The organism is Allobosea sp. (genome assembly GCF_017308075.1).
GTDB lineage: Bacteria > Pseudomonadota > Alphaproteobacteria > Rhizobiales > Beijerinckiaceae > Allobosea.
This window is the reverse complement of record NZ_JAFKFX010000026.1, coordinates 24,827-40,166: the sequence shown is the minus strand read 5'-3', so window position 1 is coordinate 40,166 and position 15,340 is coordinate 24,827. Positions and strand designations below refer to the sequence as shown.

At 66.2% G+C, this 15,340-nt stretch carries 11 protein-coding genes and 1 pseudogene; 1 reads left to right on the top strand and 11 read right to left on the bottom strand.

Translation table 11 applies throughout. The annotated features are described in order from the left end of the window. The first annotated feature begins 92 nt into the window (after positions 1-92). Positions 93-473 carry a response regulator transcription factor gene (locus J0J10_RS07050; protein WP_291645857.1) on the top strand — a complete coding sequence of 127 codons (381 nt, stop codon included), beginning with the start codon at positions 93-95 and terminating at the stop codon, positions 471-473. Between the two features lie 19 nt (positions 474-492). On the opposite strand, the gene J0J10_RS07045 is transcribed toward J0J10_RS07050, so the two are convergent. The 11 genes and pseudogenes from J0J10_RS07045 to J0J10_RS06995 form a co-directional block, all read right to left on the bottom strand. Beyond that, on the bottom strand, positions 493-1,029 hold the full coding sequence (locus J0J10_RS07045) for a DUF2478 domain-containing protein (RefSeq protein ID WP_291645856.1): 537 nt from the start codon (positions 1,027-1,029) through the stop codon (positions 493-495). A gap of 220 nt (positions 1,030-1,249) precedes the next feature. Then, a pseudogene (locus J0J10_RS07040) lies at positions 1,250-1,834 on the bottom strand (carbonic anhydrase); the annotation flags it as partial. Beyond that, a complete protein-coding gene (locus J0J10_RS07035) occupies positions 1,827-2,396 on the bottom strand; it encodes a hemerythrin domain-containing protein (protein ID WP_291645855.1) in 570 nt (189 codons plus the stop codon). The pseudogene J0J10_RS07040 and the gene J0J10_RS07035, both read right to left, overlap by 8 nt. Further along, positions 2,374-2,685 carry a hypothetical protein gene (locus tag J0J10_RS07030; RefSeq protein ID WP_291641458.1) on the bottom strand — a complete coding sequence of 104 codons (312 nt, stop codon included), beginning with the start codon at positions 2,683-2,685 and terminating at the stop codon, positions 2,374-2,376. The genes J0J10_RS07035 and J0J10_RS07030 overlap by 23 nt, the downstream gene beginning before the upstream one ends. Positions 2,686-2,697: 12 nt before the next feature. Further along, entirely contained in the window at positions 2,698-3,531 is an 834-nt protein-coding gene (locus tag J0J10_RS07025; protein ID WP_291645854.1) for a peptidylprolyl isomerase, read from the bottom strand. A 45-nt stretch (positions 3,532-3,576) separates the two neighbouring features. Continuing rightward, complete coding sequence (gene narI, locus J0J10_RS07020; RefSeq protein ID WP_291645853.1) at positions 3,577-4,317, bottom strand: respiratory nitrate reductase subunit gamma; 741 nt, start codon at positions 4,315-4,317, stop codon at positions 3,577-3,579. Positions 4,318-4,329: 12 nt separating this feature from the next. Beyond that, positions 4,330-5,067 carry a nitrate reductase molybdenum cofactor assembly chaperone gene (gene narJ / locus J0J10_RS07015; RefSeq protein WP_291640312.1) on the bottom strand — a complete coding sequence of 246 codons (738 nt, stop codon included), beginning with the start codon at positions 5,065-5,067 and terminating at the stop codon, positions 4,330-4,332. A gap of 143 nt (positions 5,068-5,210) precedes the next feature. Beyond that, positions 5,211-6,734 carry a nitrate reductase subunit beta gene (gene narH / locus J0J10_RS07010; RefSeq protein ID WP_291645852.1) on the bottom strand — a complete coding sequence of 508 codons (1,524 nt, stop codon included), beginning with the start codon at positions 6,732-6,734 and terminating at the stop codon, positions 5,211-5,213. A 12-nt stretch (positions 6,735-6,746) separates the two neighbouring features. Beyond that, positions 6,747-10,502: a nitrate reductase subunit alpha gene (locus tag J0J10_RS07005; RefSeq protein ID WP_291645851.1), complete on the bottom strand. Its 3,756-nt coding sequence runs from the start codon at positions 10,500-10,502 to the stop codon at positions 6,747-6,749. A 157-nt stretch (positions 10,503-10,659) separates the two neighbouring features. Further along, positions 10,660-13,398, bottom strand: a complete 2,739-nt coding sequence (locus tag J0J10_RS07000; RefSeq protein WP_291645850.1) for a nitrate/nitrite transporter — start codon at positions 13,396-13,398, stop codon at positions 10,660-10,662. A 401-nt stretch (positions 13,399-13,799) separates the two neighbouring features. Continuing rightward, the gene (locus J0J10_RS06995; protein ID WP_291645849.1) at positions 13,800-15,044 is read right to left on the bottom strand and encodes a PAS domain-containing protein; all 1,245 of its coding nucleotides are present in this window, start codon (positions 15,042-15,044) and stop codon (positions 13,800-13,802) included. Positions 15,045-15,340 lie beyond the last annotated feature (296 nt).

The window sequence follows — 15,340 nt, the reverse complement described above, 5'->3', positions numbered from 1 at the left end:
GCGGGCCGACGCAGACTGTCGGCATGCCATCCCGGCGCGATCCGAGCCGCGGATCGCCCGGAGCAAGGCATGCCATGTCTCCCGAAGGATGCGTGATCATCGTCGATGACGACGATGCCGTCCGGCAGTCGCTGACGTTCTCCCTCGCGCTCGAAGGCTTCCAGGTCAGGGCCTTTCGCAACGGCGAGGAGCTGCTCGCGGAACAGGAACTGCCGGCACGCGCGTGCATGGTCATAGACTACTGCATGCCTACGCTCGACGGGCTGGCGCTGGTCGGCCGCCTGCGGCAGAGCGCCATCGCGTTGCCCGCCATCCTGATCACGGCGAAGGCCAGCGCCGAAATCCGTCGGCTGGCGACGTTGTGCGGCTGCCGCGCCGTACTGGAAAAGCCGCTCGAGGATAGTTCGCTGGCGGACTGTATCAGGGACGCGCTGGCCAGCGGCGGCAGCGAAGCTTTTCGCAAGCAGGGATGAGACGGGGACGCCCTGGATGTCAGGCCTCGACCCCGGCCACGGCCTTGCGGCACCAGTCGGCGATCTCGCCGGCATCGAGCGGCAGCGTGGCGAAGGTCTCGCCCGCGAAAGCCCGCCACTGCGGCAGATACTGGCGGTTGACGGCGATGACGGTCGGGATGCCCGCGGCAACCGCCATGCCGATCTCCTCGCGCAGGCCGCGGCCCTCGCCTTCGTGCTTGCCGAAGCGGTTGACGAACAGCACGTCCGGCCGCGCCTCGACAGCCTCGCACAGCCACCCGGCAGCGACGGTCAGGCCCGCCGTATCGAGCCGGCAGCCGCGCGCCTGAGGGCCGCGATCCTCGAAGATGCAGACCTGCCGCTGCATGCCGATATCGTCGAGATAGAGCGTTGCGCAGGCCTTGCCGCAGCCGGGCACGCCATGTTGCAGCAGGCCGCGCGGCTTCAGGCCACCGGCCTCGAGGCGCGCGACCGCCTGTGCGATGGCCGGGTCCGGCGCCTCGTCGCGCTCATGCACGAGAACCAAGATGCCGCATTCCTCGGAGCGGGTATCCACGTTTCGACCTCCTGTCATCCTTGCTTCGCGACGCGGCGTGCGCGGCGCTTCACGGCACGCCCTCGCTGCGCAGGCCGCCCGCTGCGTCGCAGCCGCAGGCCGCCTTGCCGCCGAGCAGGCGCAGCGCACTCGCATGGATATGCTCCGACCAGTCGTCGACGGGGGCCGGGTCGAGCGGCGTCTGCTCGGCCTGCATCTTGTCCGGCCCGTCGCGGCTGACGCCGAGATCGCGCACCAGCCCGTCCTTCAGGCCGTAGATCCAGCCATGGATGCGCAGGGTGTGCCCGGCGGTCCAGGCCGCCCGCACGATCGGCGTATGCGCGACGCGCTCCACCTGCGCCTCGACATTGAGCTCGCAGAGCAGGTTGAGCCGGGCCTCGTCGCTGGCGCCGGCGTCGAAGCGGGCCCGCTCGCGTTCGTAGACCTCGACGACCGGTGCGAGCCAATGGTCGACCAGCGCCCCGGTCTGCCGTTCCAGAGCCCGGCGCACGCCGCCACAGCCGTAATGGCCGCAGACGATGATGTCCTCCACCCCCAGCGCCTCGACCGCGAACTCGATCACCGACAGCAGGTTAAGGTCGCCGGTATGCATGACGTTCGCAATGTTGCGATGGACAAAGAGCTCACCCGGATCGAGCCCGACGATCTCGTTGGCCGGCACGCGCGAATCCGAGCAGCCGATCCAGAGGAACCGCGGTTCCTGCAGGGCGGAGAGACGGCGGAAATAGCCGGGCTCCTGGCGCGTCTTGGCGATCGCCCAGTCGACATTGCGGTCGAACAGCGCCTGGATCGAAACCTCAGCCATGGCTGCGCCCGCCGAGCACGATGCCGCGCCGGGCCGCCATGCGCCGGCCCAGCCCGTCGCGGTCCCCCGCGGTCAGGCGCAGCTCCGCCAGCGGAATCAGCACCGCATTCTCCACCGTGAGATGGCGGCGCTGGCCGCGCGAGAAGCTGGCCAGTGCGGTACGGAAACCGGCTCCGTCCCAATCAGCGGTTCCCCGCGCCCGCAGCCCGCCCGCAATGATCCCGGCCAGCCGGTCGTCCTCGGCGTGCTCCCGCGAGAGCAGGCCGAGCAGCCGCTCCGCGCCGTCCCGCGGCATGGCGCGCCGGCGGAGCAGCGGAAACAAGTCCTCCTCCTCGTCGAGGACGTGCAGTGGCAGCTCATGCTCGATGCAGTGCAGGATCGCGTCAGCGGGGATGGCCGCAGAGCCCGGCGCTTCGGCGATGCCGTCGAGCAGCCGGCACAGGTCGCGCAGACGATGATGCTCGGCGACGATGAACTCGAGCGGGCGCGCCAGCAACTCGCTGCGGACCGGGGCCAGTACATCGGTCTCGGCGGAAAGCTCAGTGACCGTGGCCGCAGGCATGAACCGTTTCCTTCGGCGGACGAAGGGCAAAGTGCAGGATGTTGCGCAGGCAGGCCTGGCCGGGATCGGTGGTCCGGCCCATGACGCCGATCAGGGAAACCCAATCCTCGTCGGAGGCCTGGCTGGAGAAGAGGTTGACGGCGCGGGCGGCGAAGCCGCCGGGCGTGAGCCCCTCGGCCGAGGCGGCCGTTTCGACACGGGCCAGCAGCACGAGATCGCCCAGCCCCACCAGCGTCTGCATCGCCATGGCTTCGTCGTCGAGGCGGGAGATGATGTCTCCAAGCAGCATGGCAATCGCCTCTCAGTGGACGTTGAGCTCGCCCGGCGACGGCAGGTCGATACCCTCGATCCGGGCGCGGCCGAGCAGCCGCGCGACATATTGCGCCTGTGCCCGCTGCCGCACCGCTTCGCCGAGATAGGCCGCGATCCGCTCCTGCACGAGCTCGAAAGGCAGCAGGCGGCCCGCAATGGCCCTGTCGAGCCGGATGATGTGGAAGCCATAGGGCGTCTCGACCGGCTCGTGACCGATCGTGCCCGGCTCCATCGCCGCCAGGGCCTTCTCGAACAGTGGCGTCGTCTGGCCGCGGCCGATCTGGCCGAGTTTGCCGCCGAGCTCGGCGGAAGGGCAGGCGGAATGCCGGCGCGCCAGCTCGGCGAAGCGGCCGGGCGCCGCCGCCAGTTCGGCGATGGCGGCGCCAGCCTGCCGCCGCGCGCGCTCGTAGGCCTCGGCATCGTCACCCCGCGCCGCGAACAGGATATGCGACGCCTCATAGAGATCGGAGCTGCGGAAGCGCCCGGCATTGCGCTCGTAATAGCGCCGGCACTCCTCCTCCGTCGGCTCAGGCACGCTGATGTCGCGCTCGACCAGGGCGCGCATCCGCGCCTCGTCCTCGGTCTCGCACCGGCCTTCCCCATCCGTCATCGGCTCGGCTTCGATACCGAGCCGGACGACCTCCTGACCCAGGGCCTCGCGGATGACCAGCGCCAGGGCAGCGGCCTTCCAGGCGGCTGCAGGCGACGAGGCCGGGTGGTTCTGGACCTCGCGCGAGATCATCGCCCGAGAGATCACGGCTCCGTTGACCTTGATCGGGGCCTTCGGGGCTGTGGTGACTGGCTGGGCCGAGCAGGACGACATGGCGGATATCCCGGGATGGGTTGCGTGCCGAGGCGGATACGTCGGTCAGCGGCGGGTTGCGCGGACCGGGGCGGGAACAGCCCCCTGGCCGGCAAGGGGCCGCTTCTTGGTACGCACGATCTGGTAGCCCGTCCGGCCGAGATACCAGACCGGCGCCGACCAGATGTGGACCAGGCGGGTGAACGGGAAGACGAGGAAGATCGTCATGCCGAGCAGAAGATGCGCCTTGAAGATCGGGTGCACGTCGGCGACATAGGTCGAGGCGCCCGGCTGCAGGGTGAGCGTCCCCTGGGCCCAGTTCATGAACTTGACCATCTCGTTCCCGTCCATATGGCCGAGCGACAGCGGAATGGTGAGAAGGCCGAGGATGAGCTGGGCATAGAGCATCAGCAGCACCGCAATGTCCGAAAAGGACGAGTTCTTGCGGATCCGCGGATCGAACAGGCGGCGATGGAGCAGCAGGCTCAGGCCGAGGAAGCACATCAGGCCAGCCAGCCCGCCAACGACGATCGCCAGCCCCTGCTTGAAGCCGTGCGAGATGCCCAGCGCGTCGAAGACGGCGATCGGGGTCAGCAGCCCGCCGGCATGGCCGAGGAAGATCACGAGCACACCGACATGGAACAGGACGGAGCCCGCGACGAGCTGTCTGCGGCGCAGGAGCTGGCTCGAATCCGCCTTCCAGCTGTATTGCTCGCGCTCGAAACGCACCAGCGACCCGAGCAGGAAGACCGTCAGGGCGAAATAGGGATACCAGCCGAACAAGATATGGTTGAGCGTCGCGTTCATGACGGCTGCTCCTCAATCGCGGGGTGACGCATAGGTGAAGCGGGTCTTGGGCCGCCGCACGGTGGCGACGCCGAGTCCGGGGGCCGGCCGCTTGGCCTGGCGCAGCTTGGCGGCGAGGTTCTCGACGCCGCAATCGGCACCTGCCCCGGGGCCGAAGCGGACCTCCTCCTCCTCCCAGGCGGCATCCAGCGCAGCCAGGTCGTTCGGGTCCTGCTCCGTCTCGGGCACGATCGCCTCGAACACCTCCGGCGCGGGCTTCGTCGCCGCGAGCGCGACCAGCGCCTCGAAGACGACGGCATAGGGCGTTTCCCGCTTGCGCAGCCGCTCGCCGAGCACCGTCATGACATGCGCCGGATCGGCCAGCACCACCCTCGCCTCCTGCGCCGGCAGCAGCGAGCAGTATTCGAGGAAGAGCGGCACGAAATCCGGCAGCTCCGTGCCCTCGATGGTGAAGCCGGCCGCCTCGTAGACGCTTTTCAGGTCGACCATGGCCTGGCCGCGGTCGCGGCTTTCGCCATGGACATGCTCGAACAGGTGCAGCGACAGGGAGCGCGTCCTGTCGAAGAGCATCACATAGCGCTCCTGCGCATCGTAGAGGTCCGCCTCCTCCAGCATGCGCAGGAGCGGCTCCAGCGCCGCCGGATCGACGACAGCCTCTTCCGCCAGCACCGAGCGGATCTCCGGAATCGCCGCCACCAGCTCCCGGCTCGGATAGTTCAGCAGGGCGGAGAAGGCCTTGAGGGTTTTCATCTGATGTCTCCGGGCAGCTCGCTCGCCGAGTGCTGCCGGAACGTTACCGGCTTGCGAAAAGCGCGACGTTGAGCTGCGGCAAACGGAATTCGGGCGAAATCCGCAGCCCGTCGCAGGGCGGGCTGCGGGGGAAGCAGATTGCGTCAGGCGACTTCCATCGGCGTCTTCGCCGGCTTGGGCGAACCGAACAGGTTGGTGCCGCTCGTGCCGCCGGCGCAGCCATTGCCGAAGGAGAAGCCGCAAGAGCCGCGCAGATCGTAGGCATCCTCGATCCCCATCTCGCGATGGTTGGTCGGGATGACGAAGCGATCCTCGTAGTTCGCGATCGCCATGATCTTGTACATTTCCTCGACCTGCGCGCCGGACAGGCCGACGGCCTTCGCCAGCGTTTCGTCGATGACGCCGTCGATGGTCTTGGCCCGCATATAGGCCCGCATCGCGAGCATGCGCTCCAGGCCGGTGACGATCGGCTGTTCCTTGCCCGCGGTCAGCAGATTGGCGAGGTATTTGACCGGGATGCGCAGGCTCTTGACGTCCGGCATCTCGCCATCGATCCCGATCTTGCCTGCCGACGCCGCCGAGGTGATCGGCGAGAGCGGCGGCACGTACCAGACCATCGGCAGCGTCCGGTATTCGGGATGGAGCGGGAAGGCGATCTTCCACTCGATCGCCATCTTGTAGACCGGCGAACGCCTGGCGGCTTCCAGCCAGGCCTCGGGCACGCCCTCGCGCCGGGCCGCCTCGATCACCGCCGGATCATGCGGGTCGAGGAAGATGCCGAGCTGCTCGTCGTAGAGGTCCTGCTCGTTCTCGGTCGAGGCGGCGGCCTCGATCCGGTCGGCGTCATAGAGGATCACGCCGAGATAGCGGATGCGGCCGACGCAGGTCTCGGAACACACCGTCGGCATGCCGGCCTCGAGGCGCGGGTAGCAGAGCGTGCACTTCTCCGACTTACCGGAAGACCAGTTGTAGTAGATCTTCTTGTAGGGACAGGCCGAGACACACATGCGCCAGCCGCGGCACTTGTCCTGGTCGATCAGGACGACACCGTCCTCCTCGCGCTTGTAGATCGCGCCCGAGGGGCAGGCCGAGACGCAGGCCGGGTTGAGGCAGTGCTCGCACAGCCTCGGCAGATACATCATGAAGGTGTTTTCGAACTGGCCATAGATCTCCTGCTGGACGCCGTCGAAGTTCTTGTCGAGCTTGCGCTTCGAGAACTCGCCGCCGAGGATCTCCTCCCAGTTCGGGCCCCACTCGATCTTCTCCATCCGCTCGCCGGTGATCTTCGAGCGCGGGCGGGCGGTGGGGAATGCCTGGAGCTCGGGCGCCTTCTGCAGGTGCCCGTAATCGAAGTCGAACGGCTCGTAATAGTCGTCAATCTCCGGCAGGTCGGGATTGGCGAAGATCTTAGCCAGGACCCGCCATTTCGAGCCGATCCGCGGTTCGATCCGGCCGTCCTTGCGACGGCGCCAGCCGCCGTTCCACTTGTCCTGGTTCTCCCATTGCTTGGGATAGCCGATGCCTGGCTTGGTCTCGACGTTGTTGAACCAGGCGTATTCCATGCCTTCGCGATTGGTCCAGACGTTCTTGCAGGTCACCGAGCAGGTGTGGCAGCCGATGCACTTGTCGAGGTTCAGCACCATCGCGATCTGAGCGCGGACTTTCATGTCGATATCCTCTTACTCGGCGGCGTGGAGCTTGGGGCCGCGCCGGGCGCTGCCTTCGTCGAAGGGGCCTTCCAGCCAGTCGACCGAGCCCATCTTGCGGACGACGACGAACTCGTCGCGGTTAGAACCGACGGTTCCGTAGTAGTTGAAGCCGTAGGAGAGCTGCACGTAGCCTCCGATCATGTGGGTCGGCTTCAGGACGGCGCGGGTGACCGAGTTATGGATGCCGCCGCGCTGCCCGGTGATGCCGGAGCCGGGCGTGTTCACGATCTTCTCCTGCGCATGGTACATCATGCACATGCCGTCCTTGACGCGCTGGGAGACGACCGCCCGCGCCGAGATGGCACCGTTGACGTTGAAGACGTCGATCCAATCATTGTCGACGATGCCGGCCTTCGCCGCGTCCCGCTCCGAGATCCAGACCACAGGCCCGCCGCGATTGAGCGTCAGCATCAGCAGGTTGTCGGAATAGGTGGAGTGGATGCCCCATTTCTGGTGCGGCGTGATGAAGTTCAGCACGATCTCCCGATTGCCGTTGGCGACCTTGCCCTGGACCGGCGTGATCGTCTTGAGATCGACTGGCGGGCGGTAGAGGCAGAAGCCCTCGCCGAAGGCCCGCATCCAGAGATGGTCCTGGTAGAGCTGCTGGCGCCCCGTCAGCGTCCGCCACGGGATCAGCTCGTGGACGTTGGTATAGCAGGCGTTGTAGCAGACCTTCTCGGATTCCAACCCCGACCAGATCGGCGAGGAGATGATCTTGCGCGGCTGTGCGACCACGTCGCGGAAGCGGATCTTCTCGTCCTCCTTCGGCAAGGCGAGATGCTCATGGTCGCGGCCGGTCGCCTTGCCAAGGCTCTCCCAGGCCTTGACCGCGACCTCGCCATTGGTCTCGGGCGCCAGCATCAGCAGGACCTCGCAGGCGTCGATCGCAGTGTCGATCCGCGCCAGGCCCTTGGTCGGTCCCTCCTCGGCGACGACGCCGTTGAGCTCCTTGAGCAACTCGACCTCGTGCTCGGTGTTCCAGGCCATGCCCTTGCCGCCATTGCCGATCTTGGACATTAGCGGGCCGAGAGAGGTGAAGCGCTTGTAGAGATTGGGATAATCGCGCTCGACCACGGTGATGCTCGGCATGGTCTTGCCGGGGATCGGATCGATCTCGCCCTTCTTCCAATCCTTGACGTCGAAGGGCTGGGCGATCTCGGCCGGCGTGTCGTGCATGATCGGGGTCAGCACCACGTCCTGCTCGACGCCGAGCACCTCGGGCGCCACCTTCGAGAAGCTGGCAGCGATGCCCTTGTAGATCTCCCAGTCCGAGCGCGACTCCCAGACCGGATCCACCGCCGCCGTCAGCGGATGGATGAAGGGGTGCATGTCGGAGGTGTTGAGGTCGTCCTTCTCGTACCAGGTGGCCGTCGGCAGGACGATGTCCGAGTAGACGCAGGTGGTCGACATGCGGAAGTCGAGCGTCACCAGCAGGTCGAGTTTCCCTTCGGGCGCCTCGTCGTGCCAGACGACCTCCTTCGCCTTCTGCCGCCCCTCCTCGCCAAGGTCCTTGCCAAGCACGCCGTGGCTGGTGCCGAGCAGGTGCTTGAGGAAATACTCATGCCCCTTGCCCGAGGAGCCGAGCAGGTTCGAGCGCCAGACGAAGAGGTTGCGCGGCCAGTTCTTCGGATTGTCAGGGTCCTCGCAGGACATCCTGAGCTCGCCCGATTTCAGGCCGCCGGCGACATAGTCCTTCGGCTCCAGCCCGGCGGCCTTCGCCTTGGCGGCGATGCCCAGCGGGTTCTGCTCGAGCTGTGGCGCAGAGGGCAGCCAGCCCATCCGCTCGGCCCGGATGTTGTAGTCGATGATCGCGCCGTCCCAAGGGCCGGCCGGCGCCGTCGGGGAGAGGATCTCCTTCACGTCCAGCGTCTCGTAGCGCCACTGGTCGGTATGGGCGTAGAAACAGGAGGTCGAGTTCTGCTGCCGGCTGGGGCGGCCCCAGTCGAGTGCGAAGGCGAGCGGGGCCCAGCCCGATTGCGGCCTGAGCTTCTCCTGGCCCACATAATGCGACCAGCCCCCCCCCGACTGCCCGACGCAGCCGCACATGACGAGCATGTTGATGGCGCCGCGGTAGTTCATGTCCATGTGGTACCAATGGTTCATCGCCGCGCCGATGATGATCATCGAGCGCCCATTGGTCTTTTCGGCGTTGCGGGCGAATTCGCGTGCGACCGTGATGATCTGGTCGCGCGGCACGCCGGTGATCTTCTCGGCCCAGGCCGGGGTATAGGGCACGTCGTCGTCATAGGAGTTGGCGACGTTCTCGCCGCCGAAGCGGTCGACGCCGTAATTGGCCAGGAACAGGTCGTAGACGGTGGCGACCAGCGCCTCGCCTTCGGCGAGCTTCAGCTTCTTCACCGGGATGCGGCGCTCCAGCACGCTCGCATGATCCGTTCCGGTGAAGTGGTCGTGCTCGATATTGCCGAAATAGGGGAAGGCGACGTTCTCGAAGCCGTCGGCGACATCGTAGAGCGAGAGGCGCAGATCGACGGGGGCGCCGTCCGAGCGCTTGGCCTCGAGGTTCCACTTGCCCTTCTCGCCCCAGCGGAAGCCGACGGAACCGAGCGGCGCCACGAGCTCGCCGCTCGCCGCATCGAAGGACAGCGTCTTCCATTCCGGATTGTTGGCCTCGCCCAGGCCACCGTCGAGATCGCTCGCACGCAGGAAGCGCTCGGGCACCAGCCGGCCATCCTGCTCCACCAGCCGGACCAGCATCGGCATGTCGGTGTAGCGCTTGGCATAATCGGTGAAGTAGGGGACCTGCCGGTCGACATGGAACTCGCGCAGGATGACATGGCCCATCGCCATGCCGAGCGCGGCATCCGTGCCCTGCTTCACCGAGACCCACAGATCGGCGAATTTCGAGGCCTCCGAATAGTCGGGGCAGATCACGACGCTCTTGGCGCCGCGATAGCGCGCCTCCGTGTAGAAATGCGCGTCGGGCGTGCGGGTCTGGGGCACGTTCGAGCCCCAGAGGATGAGGAAGCCGGAATTGTACCAGTCGGCCGATTCCGGCACGTCCGTCTGCTCGCCCCAGGTCTGCGGGGAAGCGGGCGGCAGGTCGCAATACCAGTCGTAGAACGACATGCAGACGCCGCCGAGCAGCGAGAGGTAGCGCGCCCCAGCGGCATAGGAAACCATCGACATCGCCGGGATCGGCGAGAAGCCGAAGACGCGGTCGGGGCCGTAGGTCTTCGCCGTATAGGCGTTGGCCGCCCCGATGATCTCGTTGACCTCGTCCCAGCTCGCCCGCACGAGGCCGCCATGGCCGCGCCTGGTGGTGTAGGCCGCGCGCTTCTGCGGGTTCTCGACGATCGAGGCCCAGGCCGCGACCGGCGTCATCAGCACGCGCGCCTCGCGCCAGAGCTTGAGCAGCCGCGAGCGGATCAGCGGATACTTCACCCGGTTGGCCGAGTAGAGGTACCAGGAATAGGAGGCGCCACGGGCGCAGCCGCGCGGTTCATGGTTGGGCAGTTCGGGGCGGGTACGCGGATAGTCGGTCTGCTGCGTTTCCCAGGTGACGATCCCGCCCTTGACGTAGACCTTCCACGAACAGGAGCCGGTGCAGTTCACGCCATGGGTCGAGCGCACGATCTTGTCGTGCTGCCAGCGCTTCCGGTAGCCCTCCTCCCAGCGCCGGTCCTCGTTGGTGGTGATGCCGTGGCCGTCCGAGAAAGCGTCGACGACCCGGTTGAAGAAGGTCAGTCGGTCGAGAAAGTGGCTCATCTCAAATCCTTTCGGCCTCAGGCGCGAAGCCGTCCTCTGGAGCGAGGGAACGCTGGCGCTGGTGGTAGCCGGGCCGGGCCGCAGGGCCCATTTAGAGTTTTTCCTAAGTAGTCTTGCGGAGGTCCGGGCCGGGCAGCAGCCCGGACCTTCACGGGGTTCAGCTGGCCGGCTGGGCCGCGACCGCGCTGGAGGAGCGCACGCGCTCGACATCCCAGAGCAGGCCGCCGCGGCGCGTGTAGACCGCCCAGGTCAAGAGCACGCAGGTGACGTAGAAGCCGAGGAAGCCGTAGAGCGCCGCCTCGATCCCCCCGGTCGCCGCGATCGAGGAGCCATAGGCCTTGGGGATGAAGAAGGCGCCATAGGCCGCGACCGCCGAGGTGAAGCCGATGATCGCCGCCGATTCCTTCTCGGCCTGCTTGACCTGCTCGCCGGGGCTGAGCTGTGGCTCGAGCCGCGGGATCTCCTTGCGCATGATCGCGGGGATCATCTGGAAGGTCGAGGCGTTGCCGACGCCGGTCGCAAAGAACAGCACCAGGAAGCTCGCGAAGAACACCGGGAAACTGTGCTGCGCCAGGCCGAAGAGCGCACCGCCGACGCCGGCCATCATCAGGACGAAGACCCACAGCGTCACCCTTCCGCCGCCGAAGCGATCGGCGATCCAGCCGGTCAAGGAGCGCGAGAGTGCTCCGACCAGCGGGCCGAGGAAGGCGAGCTGGAGGGCGTTGATCTCGGGGAACTGCGTCTTAGTGACCAGCGGGAACGCGGCGGAATAGCCGATGAAGGAGCCGAAGGTGCCGGTATAGAGCCAGCACATCACCCAGTTGTGCCGGCGCCTGAAGATCACCGCCTGCTCCGCGAAGGAGGCCTTCATCGAGGCGATGTCGTTCATGCCGAACCAGGCGGCGAAGGCGGAAGCCGCGATGAAGGGCACCCAGACGAAGCCGGCATTCTGCAGCCAGAGCTGGGTCGTCCGTCCCGCCTCGGTCGCGAGCTGCGGCTCGCCACCGAGCGCCCCGAAGACGCCGGCGGTGATGACGAGCGGGATCACGAACTGGACCACGCTGACGCCGAGATTGCCGAGCCCGGCATTGAGCGCGAGGGCGTTGCCCTTCTCGGACTTCGGGAAGAAGAACGAGATATTGGCCATGGAGGAGGCGAAGTTGCCGCCGCCGAAGCCGCAGAGCAGCGCGAGCCCGAGGAAGACGACATAGGGCGTGTTCGGATCGCGCACCGCATAGCCGATCCCGACCGCCGGCAGCATCAGCGACCAGGTCGCGACCGTCGTCCACAGCCGCCCGCCGAAGATCGGCGGCATGAAGGAATAGAACACGCGCAGCGTCGCTCCCGACAGGCCCGGCAGAGCCGCGAGCCAGAAGAGCTGGTCCGTGCTGAACTTGAAGCCCACGCTCGGCAGCTTCGCCACGACGACCGACCACACCATCCAGACCGCGAAGGAGAGCAGCAGGCTGGGGATCGAGATGAACAGGTTGCGGCGGGCGATGGCGCGCCCGCTCTGCGCCCAGAACTGCGGGTCTTCAGGGCGCCAGTCCTGCAGCGTCTTGCCGGTCAGCGCGCCGGCAAGCTCCGGCGAATGGATCGGCTGCATCTCAGGCAGCTGCGGCAGCTTGGCCAGCTCCTTGCCGGCGACGCCTTCCTCCATGGTGCGGACGGCCATGTGCATCCAGACCAGGGAGACCGTCACGATCAGGAAGAGCAGCATGAAGCAGCTCGTCCAGATCCCGGTCAGGTCGTTGAGCACGCCGAAGGCGATCGGCAGGATGAAGCCGCCAAGGCCGCCGATCATGCCGACGAGGCCGCCGACCGCGCCGACATTCTGCGGATAATAGACCGGGATGTGCTTGAACACGGCCGCCTTGCCGAGGCTCATGAAGAAGCCGAGCACGAAGACGAGGCCGATGAAGACCGGCAGGCTGACCTCGGTGTGGAAAGCGATCGGCCCGGAGATGCCTTTCACGACATAATCCGTCGGCGGATAGCTCAGGAGGAAGGTGCAGCCGATCGAGACCAGGAAGGTCCAGTACATGACGCGCCTTGCGCCGTACTTGTCCGAGAGATGGCCGCCATAGGCGCGGAAGATCGAGGCCGGGACCGAGTAGAAGGCGGCGATCATGCCGGCGGCCTTGATGTCGAGCCCGTAGACACCGATCAGATATTGCGGCAGCCACAGCGACAGCGCGACGAAGGCGCCGAAGACGAAGAAGTAGTAGAGCGAGAAACGCCAGACCTGGACGTTCTTGAGCGGCTCGAGTTCGAGCCAGGCGCTCTTCGGCCGCTCACCCGTGCGCCTCCGCTCGACGATGACGGGATCGTCCGCGGTTCCCAACCAGAACAGCACGGCCATGACGACGAGCCCAGCCGCCCAGATCTGCGCCACGCTCTGCCAGCCATAGGCGATGAGCACGAAGGGCGCGACGAACTTGGTCACGGCCGCTCCGACATTGCCCGCCCCGAAGATGCCGAGCGCCGTCCCCTGCTTGCCTGCCGGATACCAGCGCGAGACATAGGCGACGCCGACCGCGAAGGAGCCGCCCGCGATGCCGACGCCGAGCGCGGCGAGCAGCATCTGCGGATAGGTCTGGGCGTAGGACAGCAGGAAGGTCGCGCCGGCGCCTGCGAGCATGACCAGCGAGAAGACGCGCCGCCCGCCGTAATAATCGGTCCAGATGCCCAGCACGACGCGGATGAGCGAACCCGTCAGGATCGGCGTTCCGACGAGCAGGCCGAACTGGGTCTCGCTCAGCCCGAGCTCCTGTTTGATCCGGACGCCGATGATCGAGAAGATCGTCCAGACCGCGAAGCAGGCGGTAAAGGCGATGGTCGAGAGCCAGAGCGCTCTCCCCTGCTCGCCCGGAGATATGGCTGACTGACGTTCCATGGTTCCGGCCTCAATCGGCAGAAGTGCCGTCGACCGCGAACCAAGTCCAAAATCACCCTGCAGAAGTTGCGGCAGATCAACAATTTGCCGCGTTCACCCGCAAACCGTGTCCGCACTTAAGGGGTTTTGCGGAGGGCATAGGCGATCGCACACAAGATTCTCCGTACATCGCTTTGCAACCTGCCCTGTATGCTTGACGCAAGAGCGGCATTATTCGCGCTGCCAAGACCGTGAAGCATCATTCGCCGTCTCCTCGGCGACGCTACCGTCCGGCCGGCAGGGCGACGATCCGCACGAGACGACGACAGGGCCGCCGTTCTGGAGATCCTCGAGGCGAAATCAGCGCCTGCCGGAGAGTTGCACCACCCCGGCGGTGAATCCGAACGGCGTTCCATCCGGCGTCAGCCGGATTGCTGGCCCACGATCTCGACCAGGCGCCGAGCGTTCGTCTGGATATGCTGGTTGTTGGAATCGATTTCCTTCAGACCGTCGGTGAGCGCCGCCTGAAAGGTCTCGAGATCCGCGATCAGTTCGCTCAACCCGCTCTGGATGACCGTTTGGCGCGCGCTTTCCACTTTTCCCATGATCCGCGTCACCTCCAGGCCGGCCGCGAGCCGCCTCATCTCGGCACAATCCTGGCGAAAGCTGCTGACGCGGTCATTGATCGCAGTCAGACCGTCGATCGCCTTCTGCCGATAAGCGATCCGCTGATCGTCCAGGAGCCGCATCTCCTCGTGTTGATCCTGCCCCTCCAGATCGACCGACAGGGCAATTTCCCGAGAAAACTGCTCTGCAGCCTCACGCTGGATCGTTGCCGTGCAAACGAAGAAGAAGCCGTTGTTTATCGTCCGGAGCACGCCAGCCGCCGACGCGATGAACCGATCCATGTTGCTCCTGATCTCGCTGGAAATCAGGCTGTAATTGCTGGAGATGGTATCGATGACTGCTCCGGACTGGCCGAGATGCGCCGCCTGGACGCGCAGATTGACAGGCACGTGTTCGCTTCGGGCGTAGGCTGCGAAGATCAACCCGGCCTGATGCAGGAGCGATCGCGCAGCCGCCACCAACTCGCCGAAATAGGTGATCACGGCATCCGGATGGCAGCCCAGATGCCGATTGCGCGCCATGATCTCCTGGCTCAGCGCCGCCGCCATGAATGAGGCGTAGTCCTCGAAGCCGAGCACGGCGAGACGCTGCAGCAAGACCTCGGCGCCGATCCGGGCGCCCGCCTTGTTGTCGCTGACGGTCGCAATGAGCGACGCGTATTCCTCCGCGACCGCTGCGGATAATGGGCTGCTCGGCTTCAACCGGACGGACAGATAGCCGCCCTCGATCGGCGTGACGACCGCGAAAACCCAGTAATAGCGGCCGTCCTTCGCCCGGTTCTTGACATAGGCGCCGACCGGCTCGCCCCGTTTGATCATGTCCCACAACAGCCAGAACACGCCTTTCGGCATGTCGGGGTGCCGGATGATATTGTGCGGCCTCCTGATAAGCTCGCTCCACCCGTAGAGGCTCACCCGTTGAAATACGCTGTTGCCGGCCAGAATAACGCCGCGCTGGTCGGTCCGCGAAAAGAACAGCTCCTCGAATGCGAACGGAACCTCGTTGTCGACGATCGGAACTCTGGCGCGAATGCCCGTCATCTCGGAATCCATTCGCCCCCCCAAAGCCCAGCAGCGGCCAGCGGCGAAGGCGCGTCGACAATCGCCAGAACGTCGCATTCCCCCAGGGACCGAGGTATCTCAGACTGGCAGGCGCGATCGTATTAAGGTCTGTTACGTAAGGGGAATCTCGGTTTCGCTGATGGCACCGATGAGCGTCCGGCAACGCACGCCGAGAACCTCGCCGGCCCGGCACCAAGGCCTCATTCACGGCGCGCCCTCGTCGGAAGCCGGAGGAGAGCGGGGCCGTCGATCAGAGGATTGGGAATGCCGGTCTG

Bases quoted from the DNA above. Each gene is read 5' to 3' on its own strand.
- J0J10_RS07035 (WP_291645855.1), bottom strand. From the start codon at position 2,396: ATGCCTGCGGCCACGGTCACTGAGCTTTCCGCCGAGACCGATGTACTG.
- J0J10_RS07030 (WP_291641458.1), bottom strand. From the start codon at position 2,685: ATGCTGCTTGGAGACATCATCTCCCGCCTCGACGACGAAGCCATGGCG.
- J0J10_RS07025 (WP_291645854.1), bottom strand. From the start codon at position 3,531: ATGTCGTCCTGCTCGGCCCAGCCAGTCACCACAGCCCCGAAGGCCCCG.
- narI (WP_291645853.1), bottom strand. From the start codon at position 4,317: ATGAACGCGACGCTCAACCATATCTTGTTCGGCTGGTATCCCTATTTC.
- narJ (WP_291640312.1), bottom strand. From the start codon at position 5,067: ATGAAAACCCTCAAGGCCTTCTCCGCCCTGCTGAACTATCCGAGCCGG.
- narH (WP_291645852.1), bottom strand. From the start codon at position 6,734: ATGAAAGTCCGCGCTCAGATCGCGATGGTGCTGAACCTCGACAAGTGC.
- J0J10_RS07005 (WP_291645851.1), bottom strand. From the start codon at position 10,502: ATGAGCCACTTTCTCGACCGACTGACCTTCTTCAACCGGGTCGTCGAC.
- J0J10_RS07000 (WP_291645850.1), bottom strand. From the start codon at position 13,398: ATGGAACGTCAGTCAGCCATATCTCCGGGCGAGCAGGGGAGAGCGCTC.
- J0J10_RS06995 (WP_291645849.1), bottom strand. From the start codon at position 15,044: ATGACGGGCATTCGCGCCAGAGTTCCGATCGTCGACAACGAGGTTCCG.